This window comes from Mannheimia haemolytica, assembly GCA_900638155.1.
Lineage (GTDB): Bacteria > Pseudomonadota > Gammaproteobacteria > Enterobacterales > Pasteurellaceae > Mannheimia > Mannheimia glucosida.
In genome coordinates this window covers 1,756,816-1,773,601 of the sequence record LR134495.1, presented here as the reverse complement: position 1 = coordinate 1,773,601, position 16,786 = coordinate 1,756,816, and the positions used below count along the sequence as shown (strand labels likewise).

The 16,786-nt window shown below is 42.6% G+C and carries 12 protein-coding genes; 2 read left to right on the top strand and 10 right to left on the bottom strand.

Translation table 11 applies throughout. From position 1 onward, the window contains the following. Positions 1-8: 8 nt before the first annotated feature. The 6 genes from rsmA to hemA form a co-directional block, all read right to left on the bottom strand. Positions 9-875: a 16S rRNA (adenine(1518)-N(6)/adenine(1519)-N(6))-dimethyltransferase RsmA gene (gene rsmA / locus EL242_RS08740; protein ID WP_126302272.1), complete on the bottom strand. Its 867-nt coding sequence runs from the start codon at positions 873-875 to the stop codon at positions 9-11. A gap of 75 nt (positions 876-950) precedes the next feature. Beyond that, the gene (locus EL242_RS08735; protein WP_232019668.1) at positions 951-1,895 is read right to left on the bottom strand and encodes a peptidylprolyl isomerase; all 945 of its coding nucleotides are present in this window, start codon (positions 1,893-1,895) and stop codon (positions 951-953) included. A 78-nt stretch (positions 1,896-1,973) separates the two neighbouring features. Then, positions 1,974-2,528, bottom strand: coding sequence for a bifunctional pyr operon transcriptional regulator/uracil phosphoribosyltransferase PyrR (gene pyrR / locus EL242_RS08730; protein WP_006250203.1), 555 nt, complete (start codon positions 2,526-2,528; stop codon positions 1,974-1,976). Positions 2,529-2,542: 14 nt separating this feature from the next. Next, positions 2,543-3,970: a bifunctional D-glycero-beta-D-manno-heptose-7-phosphate kinase/D-glycero-beta-D-manno-heptose 1-phosphate adenylyltransferase HldE gene (gene hldE, locus EL242_RS08725; RefSeq protein WP_126302270.1), complete on the bottom strand. Its 1,428-nt coding sequence runs from the start codon at positions 3,968-3,970 to the stop codon at positions 2,543-2,545. Between the two features lie 95 nt (positions 3,971-4,065). Next, positions 4,066-5,601 (bottom strand): ribosome biogenesis GTPase Der, encoded by a 1,536-nt coding sequence (gene der / locus EL242_RS08720; protein ID WP_126302269.1) that lies wholly within the window; start codon positions 5,599-5,601, stop codon positions 4,066-4,068. A 184-nt stretch (positions 5,602-5,785) separates the two neighbouring features. Beyond that, complete coding sequence (hemA, locus tag EL242_RS08715) at positions 5,786-7,093, bottom strand: glutamyl-tRNA reductase (RefSeq protein ID WP_126302268.1); 1,308 nt, start codon at positions 7,091-7,093, stop codon at positions 5,786-5,788. A gap of 254 nt (positions 7,094-7,347) precedes the next feature. On the opposite strand from hemA, the gene relA reads away from it, so the two are divergent. Both relA and ispC read left to right on the top strand, forming a co-directional pair. Continuing rightward, positions 7,348-9,546, top strand: a complete 2,199-nt coding sequence (gene relA, locus EL242_RS08710; protein WP_126302267.1) for a GTP diphosphokinase — start codon at positions 7,348-7,350, stop codon at positions 9,544-9,546. Between the two features lie 118 nt (positions 9,547-9,664). Next, a complete protein-coding gene (gene ispC / locus EL242_RS08705) occupies positions 9,665-10,855 on the top strand; it encodes a 1-deoxy-D-xylulose-5-phosphate reductoisomerase (protein ID WP_126302266.1) in 1,191 nt (396 codons plus the stop codon). 45 nt (positions 10,856-10,900) lie between these two features. On the opposite strand, the gene nhaC is transcribed toward ispC, so the two are convergent. The 4 genes from nhaC to EL242_RS08685 form a co-directional block, all read right to left on the bottom strand. Then, a complete protein-coding gene (gene nhaC, locus EL242_RS08700; protein WP_126302265.1) occupies positions 10,901-12,283 on the bottom strand; it encodes a Na+/H+ antiporter NhaC in 1,383 nt (460 codons plus the stop codon). A 46-nt stretch (positions 12,284-12,329) separates the two neighbouring features. Then, positions 12,330-13,931 (bottom strand): FAD-binding protein, encoded by a 1,602-nt coding sequence (locus EL242_RS08695; protein WP_126302264.1) that lies wholly within the window; start codon positions 13,929-13,931, stop codon positions 12,330-12,332. A gap of 62 nt (positions 13,932-13,993) precedes the next feature. Further along, positions 13,994-14,800: an ABC transporter ATP-binding protein gene (locus EL242_RS08690; protein WP_126302263.1), complete on the bottom strand. Its 807-nt coding sequence runs from the start codon at positions 14,798-14,800 to the stop codon at positions 13,994-13,996. 14 nt (positions 14,801-14,814) lie between these two features. Further along, positions 14,815-16,785 carry a dipeptide/oligopeptide/nickel ABC transporter permease/ATP-binding protein gene (locus tag EL242_RS08685; protein WP_006250192.1) on the bottom strand — a complete coding sequence of 657 codons (1,971 nt, stop codon included), beginning with the start codon at positions 16,783-16,785 and terminating at the stop codon, positions 14,815-14,817. Position 16,786: the final 1 nt, after the last annotated feature.

Below are 16,786 nucleotides of genomic sequence, written 5' to 3'. Positions count from 1 at the left end.
TTTATTGATTAGCAATCTTCATCAACCAATTCTTCGGTTGTATCAATTGTCGGCGGGTTGTCGTGTAGCCAGTTAGCCAAACGCACATAATCGGCAATGGTAAGGTTTTCCGCTCGGGCGGTTAAATCAACGCCTAAGGCTTCTAGTTGCTCCGCACTAAACAGGGTTGAAAGAGCATTGCGTAAGGTTTTACGGCGTTGGTTAAAGGCTTGGGTTGTGACCCGATTGAGCCAATACACATCTTTTGCCGGATAAGGCAGTTGGTTATAAGGCACTAAACGAACCACCGCAGAATCCACTTTGGGTGCTGGTTTAAAGGCGGTTGGCGGCACTTCCAGCACCGGAATTACTTGGCAATAGTATTGAGCCATAATGGTTAAACGCCCGTATGCTTTACTGTTTGGCGCGGCACATAAACGTTTCACCACCTCTTTTTGCAACATAAAGTGCATATCTTGAATTAAGTCGTGAAAGGTCAGCAGGTGGAATATCAAGGGCGTAGAAATGTTGTAAGGTAAGTTACCAAACACACGCACCGAGTCTTCGTCTAAGTTGAGTTGGTTAAAATAGTCACGGAAATTAAAGCGTAGGGCATCTTGCTCAATAATGGTGAGTTTTTGGTTTAAAAACGGGTGGTGGCGTAAACGCTCTGCTAAATCACGGTCAATTTCAACCACCGTGAGTTTATCTACCAATTCGGCAACCGGCTCGGTTAATGCTCCTAAACCCGGACCGATTTCTAATAAAAATTGTCCGTTTTTCGGGTTAATGGCTGAAACTATGCTGTGAATAATGTTCATATCGTGCAAAAAGTTTTGCCCGAAACGCTTACGAGCGGTATGACCTAAATGTTTTTTGGAATTTGTGGAACTCATTGTTATCCTTTTTAAAGTTATCCTTTTTGAAATAAGAAAAGAACCCCGCATATGCGAGGTTCTTGAAGATTTTAATTATTGACCGACATATTGAATATTGGCGGTTTTTCTAAGGGCTTTTACCCAATCTTTAGAGGCTTCTTCGGCTTGCTTGTTCACCAGTTGCTGATAAGCACGTTGGTGGTAAGCATCTTCGGTTCTGTCTCCGTTACGAGTGTCGGTGACTTTCAAAATATGCCAACCAAATTGCGATTTAAACGGAGCAGAAATTTGGTTTGGTTTGATTTTTGATGCAACATTCGCAAATGCCGGATCGTAAATTTCTAAGAAGTTAAAACCTAAATCTCCACCGTCTGCCCCTGAGGCATAATCAACAGAATGGGTTTTTGCCGCTTCTTCAAAGCTGATTTTGCCTGAGTTAATATCAGTAGTTAAGCTGCTAAGTTTTGCTTTGGCTTGAGCATCATTTAAAATCGGGTTGGTTTTGAGCAAAATATGACTAATGCGATGCTCTTTGCCAGAAACGGTTTTCAATTTGCCCGCTGCTTTATCTTTCGCCATTAAATCTTTTGCGAGAGCTTGCACTTGCTGTGGCGCAACCTGAATAGATTTGCTGATACTGATGTGGCGAACCTGCTCCATTGCCATTTGTTGAGCAATATTACGTTTGAATTGCTCCAGCGTAATGCCTTGATAATCTAACGCATCTAATAACTGACCGTAAGTAATACCGTTTTGAATTGCCACATTTTCAACCGCTTGGTTTACCGCAGCTGGGCTGACTTTAACGCCGGCTTCTTTCATTGCCTGTTGCACCAACATATCATCAATCACTTGATCAATAGCCGCGCGTTGAGCAGTTTCTGTCGCCTTTTTCTTGCCAAGCACACGTTGAACCTGGCTTTGCATAATAGGGGTATCATTCACTAACGCCACCACTCTTTCTTCAAATGCGTGGGCGGTTTGGGTAAGACTCATTGTTGCAACGGCAACAGCAAATAATGATTTGACTAATTTCATTTTTATAACAATCCTAATGGAGGTAATTAAGCAGTAACTTTTCCTTAGAGATAAGTTTAGCGAAAAGGTTCACTTAATTTAAGCACTTTCTTTATTGGCAGCAGGAACTAAGACCACTTGGTTAATCCCATCATACGAGAGCGTTTGCACCTGAATTTGCTCGTTTTTAGCCGTTGGAATATTTTTTCCGACATAATCGGCTCGAATCGGCAATTCCCGATGACCTCTATCGACAAAAATCACCAGTTCAATTCTGGCAGCTCTGCCAAAATCTAATAGTGCATCAAGTGCAGCCCGAATGGTTCTGCCGGTAAACAGAACATCATCAACCAAAATCACTTTTTTACCGTTCAGATTTAGCTGATTATCTGCTCCCATAAATACGGGGTCTTGATAAATTAAGTCTAGGTCATCACGGTAGAACGTAATATCTAACGCCATATAAGGCAAGCGTGTTTGAGCTAAATCTTCAATGCGTTTTTGGATTAACTCGGCAATTTCAGCTCCTCGACGTTTGATGCCGACAATCACTACATCTTGCAAATCACCGTGTTTTTCAATAATTTGATGTGAAATACGAGATATTGTGCGCTGAAATTGCTCGGTATCAATAATGATTTTTTCTCTCGCCATTCTCTATATTACCATTATAGCGCTTGAATTTTCTTGATCACATTAGTGGTAGAACAGCCGTTTTCAAAGTTCAATACTCGCACATCGCCGCCGTTTGCCCATACTTCTTGGCTGCCGGCAATCTCTTCCGGCTTGTAATCGCCCCCTTTTACCAATAAATCAGGTAGGATTTCACTGATTAAACGTTGTGGTGTATCTTCATCAAAAGGCACAACCCAATCTACAGAGGCTAAACCAGCTAAAACTGCCATACGGGCAGCTAAATCATTAATCGGGCGAGCTTCGCCTTTTAGGCGTTTTACCGAAGCATCGGTATTGACGGCTACAATTAATCGGTCGCCTAATTTACGGGCGTTTTCCAAATAGGAAACGTGACCCGGGTGGAGGATATCAAAGCAACCGTTCGTCATCACGATTTTTTCGCCACGTTTTTTCGCTTCTTCCACAATCGCTTTTAATTCGGCTTCAGAAACCACGCCAAAACCGGTGGCAGTGCGTTGGTGAATCGCATTTTCCAGCTCAACCGGGCTGACGGTTGAAGTCCCTAATTTACCTACGACTACACCGGCGGCAGCATTGGCTAAATAGCAGGCTTCTTCATAGACTCTGCCATCAGCAATCGCAGTGGCTAATACACTGATTACGGTATCGCCGGCACCGGTTACATCATAAACCTCTTTGGCTTGGGTCGGCAGATGATAAGGCTCGTGGTTCGGGCGAAGTAAGGTCATTCCTTTTTCCGAACGGGTGACTAATAACGCAGATAAATCATAGTCGGCAATCAGTTTTAACCCTTTGCTGACAATCTCATCCTCATCTTTACAATGCCCAACCACCGCTTCAAATTCCGACATATTTGGTGTAAGCAATGTTGCCCCACGATAGCGTTCAAAGTCTGTGCCTTTCGGGTCGATCAGCACCGGCACGTTAGCATTGCGAGCAATTTGGATCATTTGTTGCACCGATTCCAACGTGCCTTTGCCGTAATCCGAGAGAATTAATGCTCCATAAGCGGTAATTTCTTGCGAAAGTTTTGCAAGTAGGGCGGTAGAATCTACATTGTGAAAGCCCTCTTCAAAATCTAACCTCAATAATTGCTGATGGCGGGAAAGAATCCGCAATTTTGTGATGGTTGGGTGCGAATTAATTGCCACACAATGATTTTGGATCTGGTGGGAATTAAGTAATTTATCTAAAGCACGCCCGGCATCATCATCGCCAATTAAGCCGTGTAATGTTACCGGTACGCCAAGACTGGCGATGTTCATCGCCACGTTTGCCGCACCGCCGGCACGCTCTTCAATATCTTGTACTTTAACCACCGGCACAGGGGCTTCAGGCGAAATTCGATTGGTTGCCCCGAACCAGTAACGGTCTAACATTACATCGCCAAGCACCAGCACTTTAGCATTATTAAATTTTGGAGAGTATTGCATCATCATAGTTAATATTCTCTGTTAAATGATGGCGCAAGCGTCCACGCTTGTGCCATTATTAGTTTTAGCACAAGCGTGGACGCTTGCGCTATCGTTAGATATTATTTCTTACTTTTCTTAATAAACTTCATCAAACGTTTACGTTTGCGTAATTGGCTTGGCGTTAGTTTGTTTTTCTTACCGGCAAACGGGTTATTGCCTTCTTGGAATAAAATCCGAATTGGGGAGCCGATAATTTTTAAACTTTTACGGAAATAATTACTTAAATAACGTTTGTAAGAATCCGCTAATTTTTCAACCTGATTGCCGTGAATCACAATAATTGGTGGGTTGTAGCCACCCGGGTGAGCATATTTTAATTTCACTCGGCGACCATTAACCAATGGTGGTTGGTGTTCATCAGCAGCCATACGCAAAATGCGAGTCAGCATTGAGGTCGAGGTTTTTTGCGTTGCACAAGCGTAGGCTTCTTTTACCGAATCAAACAAATTCCCCACGCCTGAGCCGTGCAATGCCGAGATAAAATGCACTCTGGCAAAATCAATAAAATCTAAACGGCGATCTAACTCCGATTTCACTTGATCTTTAATATCTTGCGATAAGCCGTCCCATTTGTTCACTACAATTACTAATGAACGACCAGCATTTAGAATAAAGCCGAGTAGTGATAAATCCTGATCGGAAATACCTTCTCGGGCATCAATAGTTAATAGCACCACGTTTGCATCTTGAATGGCTTGCAAGGTTTTAATTACCGAGAATTTCTCAACCGCTAAATTCACTTTGCCACGCTTACGCACGCCGGCGGTATCAATAATGGTATATTGCTGACCGTCACGCTCCATTGGAATATAGATAGAATCACGGGTTGTTCCCGGCATATCATAAACTACCACACGCTCTTCGCCTAAAATGCGGTTGGTCAGCGTTGATTTACCGACATTCGGACGACCGACAATCGCAATTTTGATATTTTTATCTTCAATCGACTCTTCTGCCTCTTCTGCCAAGACTTCATCTAATAATGCCGCATCTTCTTCGCTCTCAAAGTCGAATTCGGTATCCCATTCATCGGTTTCTTCATTTGCAACATTTTCAGCATTTTCGCCCGCTTGTTCTTCGTTAAATTGCTCAGCATTTAGCTGTTCTCCTAACGGAGCTAACACTTGCTCGATAAGCTGTGTAACTCCACGCCCTTGTGCAGCGGCAATTTGTTCTACTTCGCCTAAGCCTAATTGATAGAATTCGGCACAGTGAGAGTCGGCATCAATACCATCGGTTTTATTGGCAACCACCACCGTCGTTTTTTCACGTTGGCGTAAATATTGAGCAATGCCGACATCGGCAGGTAATAATCCGGCTCGGGCATCAACCAAGAAAAGCACTACATCGGCTTCTTCAATCGCCAATAACGATTGTTCTGCCATTTTTTCTTCTACGCCTTCTTCAGTGCCATCAATACCACCGGTGTCGATTACGATGAAATCGTAGCCTGCAATATTAGCGTGGCCATATTTACGATCTCGGGTTAAGCCGGGAAAATCTGCCACTAAGGCATCTCGGGTGCGAGTTAAACGGTTAAATAAAGTCGATTTGCCGACATTAGGTCTGCCCACTAGGGCAACAACAGGAGTCATTTTGTATCCTCTATATCCAGTTATTTGCAAAATCGTTGCAAAAATTGGCTTATTATAGCGGAAATTTGGGGAAGTTGAAATTAGAAGAAGATCGGGAACACGGGGAGGAACGCACGGCGTGCGTCCGCAAGCGGTTAAAAATGTTCAATTTTTTGCAAATATGCCTAAAAGAATGTGCTGAGAATCATTCTTCTAGCCGTAATGCTCTTGAAAAACTTTGCAAGCCGGTGGAGTTGCCACTTTTTGCCATTGCTTGTAACGCTTGGGTTGGAGCGTGTAGTAACTGGTTGGTGAGTTTGTAGCTTAGCTCGCTCAACACTTTTTGGCTGTCTTGCCCTTGACTGATTGCTTGCAGGGCTTTTTCCAACAACTCTTGGCGTGTTTGCTCTGCGTCTTGGCGGTAGCGTTTAATTAAATCGCTAGACTGCTGTTGTTTTAACCATTCAAAAAACGCTTTGCTTTCCTCTTTGACAATTTCAGCGGCTTGTTTGGCGGCTTCTTCACGCTGAGCCATATTGCGTTGGATAATATTTTGTAAATCATCAACACTATAAGAATAAACGCCATCTAAATCGCCGGCTTTTTCATCAATATCACGAGGGACGGCAATATCAATCAGCAAAAGTGGGTCAAATTGGCGTTGTTTTTGTGCAATTTCCACCATTTCTTTGCTAATTAGCGTATCAGGGCTACCGGTGGAGCTAATAACCACATCAGCTTGGTTTAAGCCAAGCTGTAAGGCACTTAATGACAGAATTTGCATTGGAGCGTTTAGTTTTTCCGCCAACATTTCCGCCCGAATATGGGTGCGATTTGCCAACATTATATTTTTCGCCCCGTGTTGAATTAAATAGCGGGCGACTAATTCAATGGTTTCGCCTGCCCCTACCAGCAAAAAGCGTAACTTGCCAAAATTATCGAAAATTTGACGGGCTAAACCGCAAGCAGCATAAGCAACCGACACCGCTTGGCTGCCGATTTCGGTTTCGGAACGTACTCGTTTGGCGGTGGCAAAGGTGCGTTGGAACAAGCGTGACAGCTTTGTGGACATCGCTTTTTGCTGATGTTGGTAGAAATCTTCGCTATATTGATAGGCTTGTTTGACCTGCCCTAAAATTTGTGGTTCGCCTAAAATTAGTGAATCTAATCCGCTTGCCACTTTCATTAAGTGGTTAGCGGCGTCTAAATTTTGTTTAAAATATAAACATTCACGCAACTCGTTTTCATCAAGTTGATGAATTTGGGCAAACCAGCGGAAACATTGCTCACGCCATTGGATATTTTCCTCGCTCTCTTCACGGGGAGAAATATTAGGCTGGTGGAAATAGAGTTCGGTGCGGTTGCAGGTAGAAAGAATGACCACGCTTTCAGCCAATCCGCTCGTTTGGATTTGTTCAAGAGCCAGTTTACGTTTGTCATCTACAAACGCCACTTTCTCTCTTAAACCCACAGAGGCGGTTTTATGGTTGATTCCTAATGCTAAAATTGTCATTGCTACCCACAAAAATAAAGATCAAAATAAAAACGCAAGTATTTTAATCAAGAGCGTGAAGTCGTGCAAATGATTGTGTTGATAGGTTTGATTTATCACAAGGTTGCTACCTCTTAAGGAGTAAAGAGGATAAGACAACTTGGATTAAATTTTCGATTAGGGGTAAATTTTTTCTGAATTTCAACGTATAATAAAACTCCATTTTAAGCGATAACAAGCGGTCTGATTTCCACAAAAATTTACAAGGAGGCCTTATGGTAGCGATTCGTTATTCCCATCAACTTGATCCGAATAATTTTGAGTTGTCGAGTTGGTGTGCAAGCCTGAATATGTCTCCTGTGACTTTTGAGCAGATTCAAAATGCGTGGAGTTATGCACAGGAAAAACTGGATACCGACTATAGTCTGATGTGGTATGGCATTGAGATGGTTGAAGTATTGCACGGCTTGAATATGGACGATGACAGCTTAGTTGCCGCAATGCTTTTTCCTCTGGTAAAACACAATGTGATCGACTTGGTGCAATTAAAAGAAGATTTCAGTAACGACATCAAAAACTTAGTTAAAGGCGTACTCGAAATGGAGAATATCCGCCAGCTTAGTGCCAATAATGTGTCGGATCTGCAAATCGACAATATCCGTCGCATGTTGTTGGCGATGGTGGACGATTTCCGCTGTGTAGTGATTAAACTTGCCGAGCGAATTGCCTACCTGCGTGATAGTAACCACCATTCCGAAGAAGATACCGTTCTCGCCGCTAAAGAATGTTCTCACGTTTATGCCCCGCTTGCCAATCGATTGGGGATCGGGCAGCTCAAATGGGAGCTGGAAGATTACTGTTTCCGCATTTTACACCCTGTCTCTTACACTCAAATTGCTAAATTTGAATTGGGCGAACGCCGTGTGGATCGTGAGCGTTATATTGCAAATTTTGTAGCAGATCTGACCTCTTGTTTAAGTCCTGAAATCAAGAATGTGCAGATTTATGGACGCCCGAAACATATCTACAGCATTTGGAAGAAAATGCAGAAAAAACGGTTGAGATTTAATCAGCTTTTCGATATTCGGGCAGTGCGAGTAATAGTGCCAACGTTAGAAGATTGCTACACGGCATTAGGCATTATTCACACCAAATATACCCATTTGCCGGAACATTTCGATGATTATATTGCTAACCCAAAACCTAACGGTTATCAGTCTATTCATACAGTTGTATTAGGCGAAGGTGAAAAAACGATTGAAGTGCAAATTCGTACCCAGCAAATGCACGATGATGCGGAGCTAGGCGTAGCCGCTCACTGGAAATATAAAGAGGGTGCAACCGCAGGGCGTTCGGGCTACGAAGAAAAAATTGTGTGGTTACGCAAATTGCTTGAGTGGCAAAACGATCTTGCCGATTCGGGCGATATGGTGGCAGAAATGCGTTCGCAAATTTTTGATGATCGTGTTTATGTCTTTACCCCAAGAGGTGAGGTGATCGATTTACCGCAAAAAGCTACACCTCTTGATTTTGCTTATGCAATTCATAGTGAAATCGGGCATCGTTGCATTGGAGCAAAAGTGGCAGGGCGGATTGTGCCATTCACTTATCATCTGCAAATGGGCGATCAGGTTGAAATTATCACCCAAAAAGAGCCGAACCCAAGCCGAGATTGGCTCAATCCGAATACCGGTTTTGTGAATACAGGCAAAGCTCGCTCAAAAATTATTGCGTGGTTTAAAAAATTAGACCGAGAGAAAAATATTCCAATCGGCAAAGAGGCCCTTGAAGCCGAAATGGAAAAATTCGGTTTTACGCTCAAGCAAATTGAAGAATACGCATTGCCTCGCTATAACTTAAAACAGTTTGATGATCTCTATGCCGGTATTGGCGGTGGCGATATTCGTCTTCATCAGTTAATGCACTTCTTGCAATCAAAATTAATTAAACCGACCGCCGAACAAGAAGACGAAGCGGTACTTAAACAGGTGAATAAAAACACCAATCAGCCGAAGCCAAGCAAAGGCTATGTGATTGTAGAAGGCGTAGGGAACTTAATGCATTCCATTGCCCGTTGCTGCCAGCCGATTCCAGGTGATGAAATTGTGGGTTATATCACACAAGGCAGAGGAATTTCGATTCACCGTGCAGATTGTGAGCAACTGTTTGAATTACAAAGTCTCAACCCAGAACGAGTTGTGGAGGCGGATTGGGGCGAAGGCTATACCTCTGGTTTAAGCTTAACCATTCGAGTGATTGCCAATGATCGCAACGGCTTACTGCGTGATGTTAGTGCGATTATGGCAAATGAAAAAGTAAACGTGCTAGGCGTTTCCAGCCGAACCGATGTGAAACGCAGCCTTGCCACCATCGATATGGAAATTCAGCTGAACAACGTTGAAATTTTGAATAAATTATTGGCTCGCATCGCTCAATTAGATGATGTTATCGAAGCAAAACGGCTTTCGAGTTAATCTACAAGCGGTTGTTTTTGCTAAACAATTTACAAACAACGAATGAGTATCCGCATAATTACGGCGTAGGGGCGAAAAATCTTTCGCCCTTATCAGTCATTAGATAAAGAGAAACAAAATGAAGAAATTAGTGATTTTAGGTTCAACAGGTTCTATCGGTAAAAGCACTTTATCGGTAGTTGAACATAACCCAAACCAATATGAGGTGTTTGCGTTAGTTGGTGGCAAGAATGTTGAATTAATGCTGGAGCAATGTCGTCAATATCAGCCGACTTTTGCGGCAATGGATGATGAAAAAGCTGCACAAGCATTAAAAACGGCATTGGCAACTTTAGGTGCTAAAACTGAAGTGTTAGCCGGTCAAGCTGCGATTTGTGAGCTTGCGGCACACCCTGAAGTGGATATGGTAATGGCTGCTATTGTAGGAGCAGCAGGGTTATTGCCGACGCTTTCTGCGGTGAAAGCGGGCAAAACCGTGTTGTTGGCGAATAAAGAATCGCTAGTAACCTGTGGGCAAATTTTTATTGATGAAGCCCGTAAATCTGGGGCGAAACTTTTGCCGGTGGATAGTGAACATAATGCGATTTTTCAATCTCTCCCACCTGAAGCTCAGCAAAAAGTTGGGTTTTGCTCGCTATCTGAACTGGGCGTAAGCAAAATTATTTTAACCGGTTCGGGCGGACCGTTTCGCATAAAACCGCTAAATGAGTTTGATTCGATTACGCCGGCTCAAGCGGTGGCTCACCCAAATTGGTCGATGGGTAAGAAAATTTCAGTAGATTCAGCCACTATGATGAATAAAGGCTTGGAGTATATTGAAGCTCGCTGGTTGTTTAATGCCTCGGCAGATGAAATAGAGATCATCATTCACCCGCAATCAATTATTCATTCGATGGTGCGTTATATTGACGGCTCGGTAATTGCTCAAATGGGCAACCCTGATATGTGTACCCCGATTGCTCACACGATGGCATATCCAAACCGAATTAATGCCGGTGTGCCACCATTAGATTTCTTTAAATTAAAAGAGCTAACCTTTATTGAGCCGGATTTTGCCCGTTACCCAAATTTAAAATTAGCGATAGAGGCTTTCGCTGAAGGGCAATATGCCACTACGGCGATGAATGCAGCGAATGAGGTGGCGGTGGAGGCATTTTTGAATGAACAAATCCGCTTTACCGATATTGTAAATGTTAATCGCACGGTGGTAGAAAATATCGCTCCTATTCAAGTCAGTGAAATTGCTGATGTATTGCATATTGATAAGCTCGCCAGAGAATTAGCAAAACAAGCAGTGTTGCAACTTTAGCGGAGAAAAGAAAATGCCTACAAATTTGTAGGCATTTTTCACATATTAGTTAGCTTTTTTACTGATTGTTACCCCGGTAAATCCAAAAATTAAGGTAAGGATTAAACAGATATAACAGAAGAATGCGTATGGTAGATAATCTAACACCGGTACATTTAATACGCTACTGATAAAGACACCGCATACACTCCAAGGCACTAACGGGTTGATAACTGTGCCTGCATCTTCAATGGTACGGGATAAATTTTTCAACTCTAAACCTAAGCGTTCGTAAGTTGAGCGGAAAGTATTACCCGACAATAATAAACTTAAATATTGCTCACCGATTAAGACGTTAATTCCCACCGCGGTGCTGGCAACCACAAAGGTAACTCGTCCGGTATTGGTTAAAAAGCCGCTAATGCCTTTCAGTAATGCCGGCAAAATACCGAGGATTTGTAATAATCCACCCAAGCTTAATGCTAATACGACAATGGTAATGGTAAAGAACATACTGTTAATCCCTCCTCGAGAGACTAACGATGCCACATCTCCTAAATCCACGCCTTCAACGGGTTTATAACCGGTAAAGAAATAATTACCGAGTTGTTCTAATGTCGGCGAACTATGAATATAGGTAATCACTAATGATAATGCGACAGTAGTAACAATGATATAAATCGAATTAATCCGTTTCATTGCCATTAAAATTAAGGTAATGAAAGGCAATAATGTATAACCGTGAATCAAGCCTGTTTCTTGTAAATTGGTTTTTAATGCCTCAATGTTGGCTAAGTTGTGAGCATCAGAAGGATCGGTTAAAAACCAAAGGAATAGTGCTGTTAAACCCCACGCCGGAATGGTGGTATAAAGCATATTGCGGATATGAGCGAACATATCAATGCCCACTACAGAAGCGGCAATAGTAGTTGTATCTGAAAGCGGCGAGGTTTTATCGCCAAAAAACGCCCCTGAAACCACCGCTCCTGCGACAATTGCAGGGTTCGCCCCAAAAGCGGAAGCCATTCCGATAAAGGCAACGCCAATGGTGGCGGTGGTGGTTAAACTACTACCTAATGCAATCCCCACTACTGAACTTAACGCAAAAGCCGAAATATAAAATAACTCAGGCGAAATAATGCTTAAACCGTAATACATTAAGGTTGGAATTGCCCCCGACATCATCAACGCCGATACCAATAAGCCGATGAAAAAGAATAAGTAAACTGCCCCAATTCCTGACATCAAGCCTTTAGACATCCCATCTTGCATCTCTTTAAACGGGATTTTATTGACTAATCCAAACAATAACAGAATGACAATAACCGCTAAAATTGAAATTTGCGGTACCCAACCCAGCCCGATCATCGTAAAACCTAAGATAAAAACGGTTAAAAGTGACAGTATGACAGCGGTAGTCGGTTTTAATTTAAGTAGGTAGTGGTTCATTCATACTCCTAGATTTATTATTCTTAAAACAAACGTGCATTATAGACTAATTTTGTTCATCTAAGTAGTGTGCACCTAAACTCTGCTCATTTAGCATTTGATTGACCACTAATTGTGCGGTTTTTAACGCATTGTACACCTCAATCCCTTGATATTGAGCGTGGTAAAGTGGGTCAAATTTTTGCTCTAACCTTGCTAATTCATTCAGTAGATATTGAAGATTTTCTCTGGTTCGGTAAACATTGGCATATAACGCCATATTTTCCCGAATGGTCGAAAGCACTTCGCTTGCTGTCAGTGCTAAATTTGCATTGGGGTTGGCAAGCTGATTTAACGCCTTTTCTGCCTTTGCAAGCGGTGAAATTTCGCTGTTTTTTTGCAAATTACCTGATTGCAAATCCTCTTGTTGCAATCTCTGCTTAATTTCGGCTATCGCCCGTTTAGCGAATACTAAACCACCACCCACGGAATTTCCGCCCATACGGTTTGCCCCTTCAATGCAGTGAGAAATTTCGCCAATCGCAAATAGCCCTTTTACTGCACTTTCGCCCCATTGATTAATTTGAATGCCGCCGTTACAGCTATGAGCAAACGGCTTGATTGCAATTTTATCTTGCACTAAATCAATCCTGACTTCATTTTTGAGCCAATTCAAATAGACGGTGTAAAACTCTTCCGTGTCTTCATACAGTTTTGGGCTGTATTTTAGGTAAATGCCTTTTTCGTGAGGGTTTTCAAGCAAATGTTTCATCATCACTAAATCGAACTCCACGCCGGCAAAATCAAGGCTGAAAGGAGCATAATGGCTACGTTCCAGCACCATTTTTGCAAATTGCTCGGCATTTAAGTGTGGAAATAGGTTGTTGTCCTTAGAATCGGTAATTTGGGTGACATATTTCAATGTATGTTCGCCAAATAGCACCTTGTATTTTGGCTCGACAAAGGCAGGAATGAACTGAATAAAGGCAAGATTAACCAAGGTTGCCCCGGCTTGTTGTGCCACATAATGAAGTGAACCGATGACATCAGCCGGGTAGAGATTATCTTTATACAGCCCGGCAATGCCACCTGCGGCTAAAATAATATGCTTGGTTTTGCAAAAAATATAGGAAATTTGACCGCTTGTAGAGAGCGAAAATACCGCACCTTGCACCTGATTATCTTCCACCACAATGTGTAGTAAGGTAGCATTTTCATAGAAAGCAATTTGTTGTGCTTGTAAAATTTGTTTCGCTCGTAGGGCAGATTCCCGCCAATCTTTAATTAAATAAATCGGGCGAGGGTATTTGGCAAAACAAGCAGGACGGTTATCGTTACGTTTCCAAGGCTGAAAGCCGATACGGTTTAGTAATTCAATTGCTTGTGGTGAATCTTCAATATAAGCTTGCACCACATTGGGGTTGATTTTACCCTTGCCGATGTTTTCAATATCTTCTTTAAAGTGAATTTTATCGGCTTCATCGCCGGTTACTTGAATGCCAAGTGTCGCTTTAAGCGGAAAGTAGCTTGCTCCCGAGCCAATGGTGGATTTGCTAATCAGTAAGGCATTAATGCCTTTTTCTTTTGCCTTAACAGCCGCAGAAAGCCCGGCGATGCCAGAGCCGACAATTAATAAATCGGTGTTAATGGTTTGGGTAATTTGGATCATAGAATAAAACACAAGCGGTAAAATTTTTCAAAAATTTTACCGCTTGTAGGCACAAAGCACAATTATAATAAAGATGGTGCTGCTTCAATTAAGGTTCGGGTGTACTCTTGCGTTGGGCGTTCAAATACGTCTGAAGCATCGCCCATTTCCACAATTTTACCGCTGTTCATAACCACAATGCGGTCTGAAACTTGGTGAACGGTTTGTAAGTCGTGAGAGATAAATACCATCGCTAAATTGAGTTCTTTTTTCAAGTCTGCCAGCAGGTTCAGTACTTGAGCTCGAACCGATACGTCAAGTGCAGAGGTTGGTTCATCAGCCACAATCAGCTTCGGATTTAATGCCAATGCACGAGCAATCGCTACACGTTGCTTTTGCCCACCGGATAATCGGGTTGGCTCGACCAACGCCGCTGAACGAGGTAGACCGACTCGAGAGAGCAAATCATAAACCCGCTTCTCACGTTCTTGCGGTTGTAAGATATTATGAATATCCATCGGATCTTTTAAAATATCCAACACACGCATACGCGGATTTAGGGCGGTTGCCGGGTCTTGGAAAATTACTGACACTTGGCTACCGAAATATTTGCGAGCTTCCGCACTGCCATATTTCATCTCTAAGCCGTTAAATTTTACTGTGCCGGAGGTTGGTTTTTGAAGCCCGATCATCACACTGGCTAAAGTAGATTTGCCACAACCAGATTGTCCAACCAGACCGACTGTTTCACCGGCGTGAATTGCTAGGCTGACATCATTTACCGCAGTGAATTTTTTCGGGTTAAATAAGGTGCCGTCACGAGAAGCAAATTGCACAACAATATTAGACAGTTCAATAATTGGCTGTTCTTTGATAAATTTCATACTCATCGTATTGCTCTCCTTTATGCTTCTTTAGATTGTGGATCTTCTAAGTGTGAAGCCCAGAAGTGTTGTGGGTGATCACCGGTTGGCACTAATTTCAAGTGCTGTTCAGGGTTTGCATCTGGTCTTAATGAACGACTCGCAAAACGGTCACCTTTCGCAAAATCAAATGGTGAAGGCACACTGCCCGGAATTTGGTATAGGCGTTCTGCACGCAATTCGGTAGAAAGTACCGAGCCTAATAATCCACGTGTGTATTCGTGTGTTGGGTTTGCCAATAATGGCGTAGTTGGTGCAGTTTCAACCACTTGACCAGCATACATTACCGTGATGTGGTGAGCGATTTGTGCCACTAAAGCTAAGTCGTGGCTCACGAATACCATTGCAAATCCAAGTTTCTCACGTAATTCGTTTAATAATTTGATCACTTCAGCTTGAACGGTTACGTCTAATGCTGTTGTTGGTTCATCAGCAATCAATAGTTTCGGTTCACGAGCAAGTGCCATTGCAATTAATACACGCTGACGTTGTCCTCCGGATAACTCGTGAGGATAACGGTTGAGCGTTTTTTCCGGGTCAAGTTTTACCCATTGCAATAATGTTTCTGCTGATTGTTTACCACCACGGCTGATTAATTGTGCCATTTGGTCTTTAATACGCATTGATGGGTTTAACGCACTTAATGCATCTTGGTAAATCATCGAGATTTCGTGACCACGAAGGGCATTTAAATCGGCTGATTCTAAAAGATTGTGTTGTTTACCTGAACGGTCGGTAAAGAGGATTTCACCAGTGATTTTTGCAGTTTTTGGTAATAAACCCATAATTGAGAATGCGGTGATTGATTTACCACAACCAGATTCACCCACTAAGCCCATGGTTTCGCCTTCGTGAACAGTAAAGCTGATATTATCAACAAGCGGAGTTTCACCATAACGATTCGGAAAACGGATTGATAAGTTTTTCACTTGTAAAATCGGTTTGGCCGTTGAGTTTAATTGCATACGGTCAGTACGGGTCGTTTCTTTCTCGTGTAATTTGAGTAAGTAACGTTTTAACGCAAGAGTTTCAGACATTGCTTCTTGAACGTCTGTTGCCAATGGTTTTGCGACATCTTCTTTACTTTGAGTTGAACGTTTTAGTTTTGGATTTACTAACGCATCGGTTAAGCCTTCAGCAAGGATATTTAACGCAAGTACGGTTAATAAAATCATAATCCCTGCGAAAGTTGTCGCCCACCAGAAGCCACTTAAGACTAAGTTACGACCTTCAGATAAAATATTTCCCCAAGATGGGAATGGAGGTTGCACACCTGCACCTAAGAATGAAAGTGATGCTTCAAATACGATGGCATCAGCAACCATCACTGTTGCGAATACTAAAACCGGTGCAGCAGTATTACGCACAACGTGTTTTAATAGAATATAAGTACGGCTACCACCAATTACACGCTCGGCACGCACATAATCTTCTTCCCATTGAGATACTACGTTAGCACGCACCACTCGGGCAAGTTGGGGAGTGTAAACAACCGCAATAGTCACGATAATCACAGGTACAGAGTTACCGAAAGTGGCAAGTAATACAGCAGCTAATGCGATACCCGGGAATGCCATTAAGATATCCATAAAACGCATAATCACTTCGTTACCGAATTTATCGGCGGTTGCCGCGGTTGCCCCTAAAATACTACCGAATAGAATCGCAACGCCTACCGCACCTAAACCGATAAAGAGAGATGTTCTTGCTCCCCATACCATACGCGAGAAAATATCACGTCCTAAACGGTCTGTACCGAATAAATAATCACCGCTTGGAGCTTGCACTGGACGTAGCGTTTGCAGTGGGTCATAAGGCGCTACTAATGGTGCAAAAATAGCGACTAATGCGATAAATACAATAAAGAGTAAGGCGATTTTTGAGCTGGTTGATAATGCTCTAAATCTTGCACCGCCTGAAGCAAGTCGAGCAGCTAATCCTTGGCGAAACATA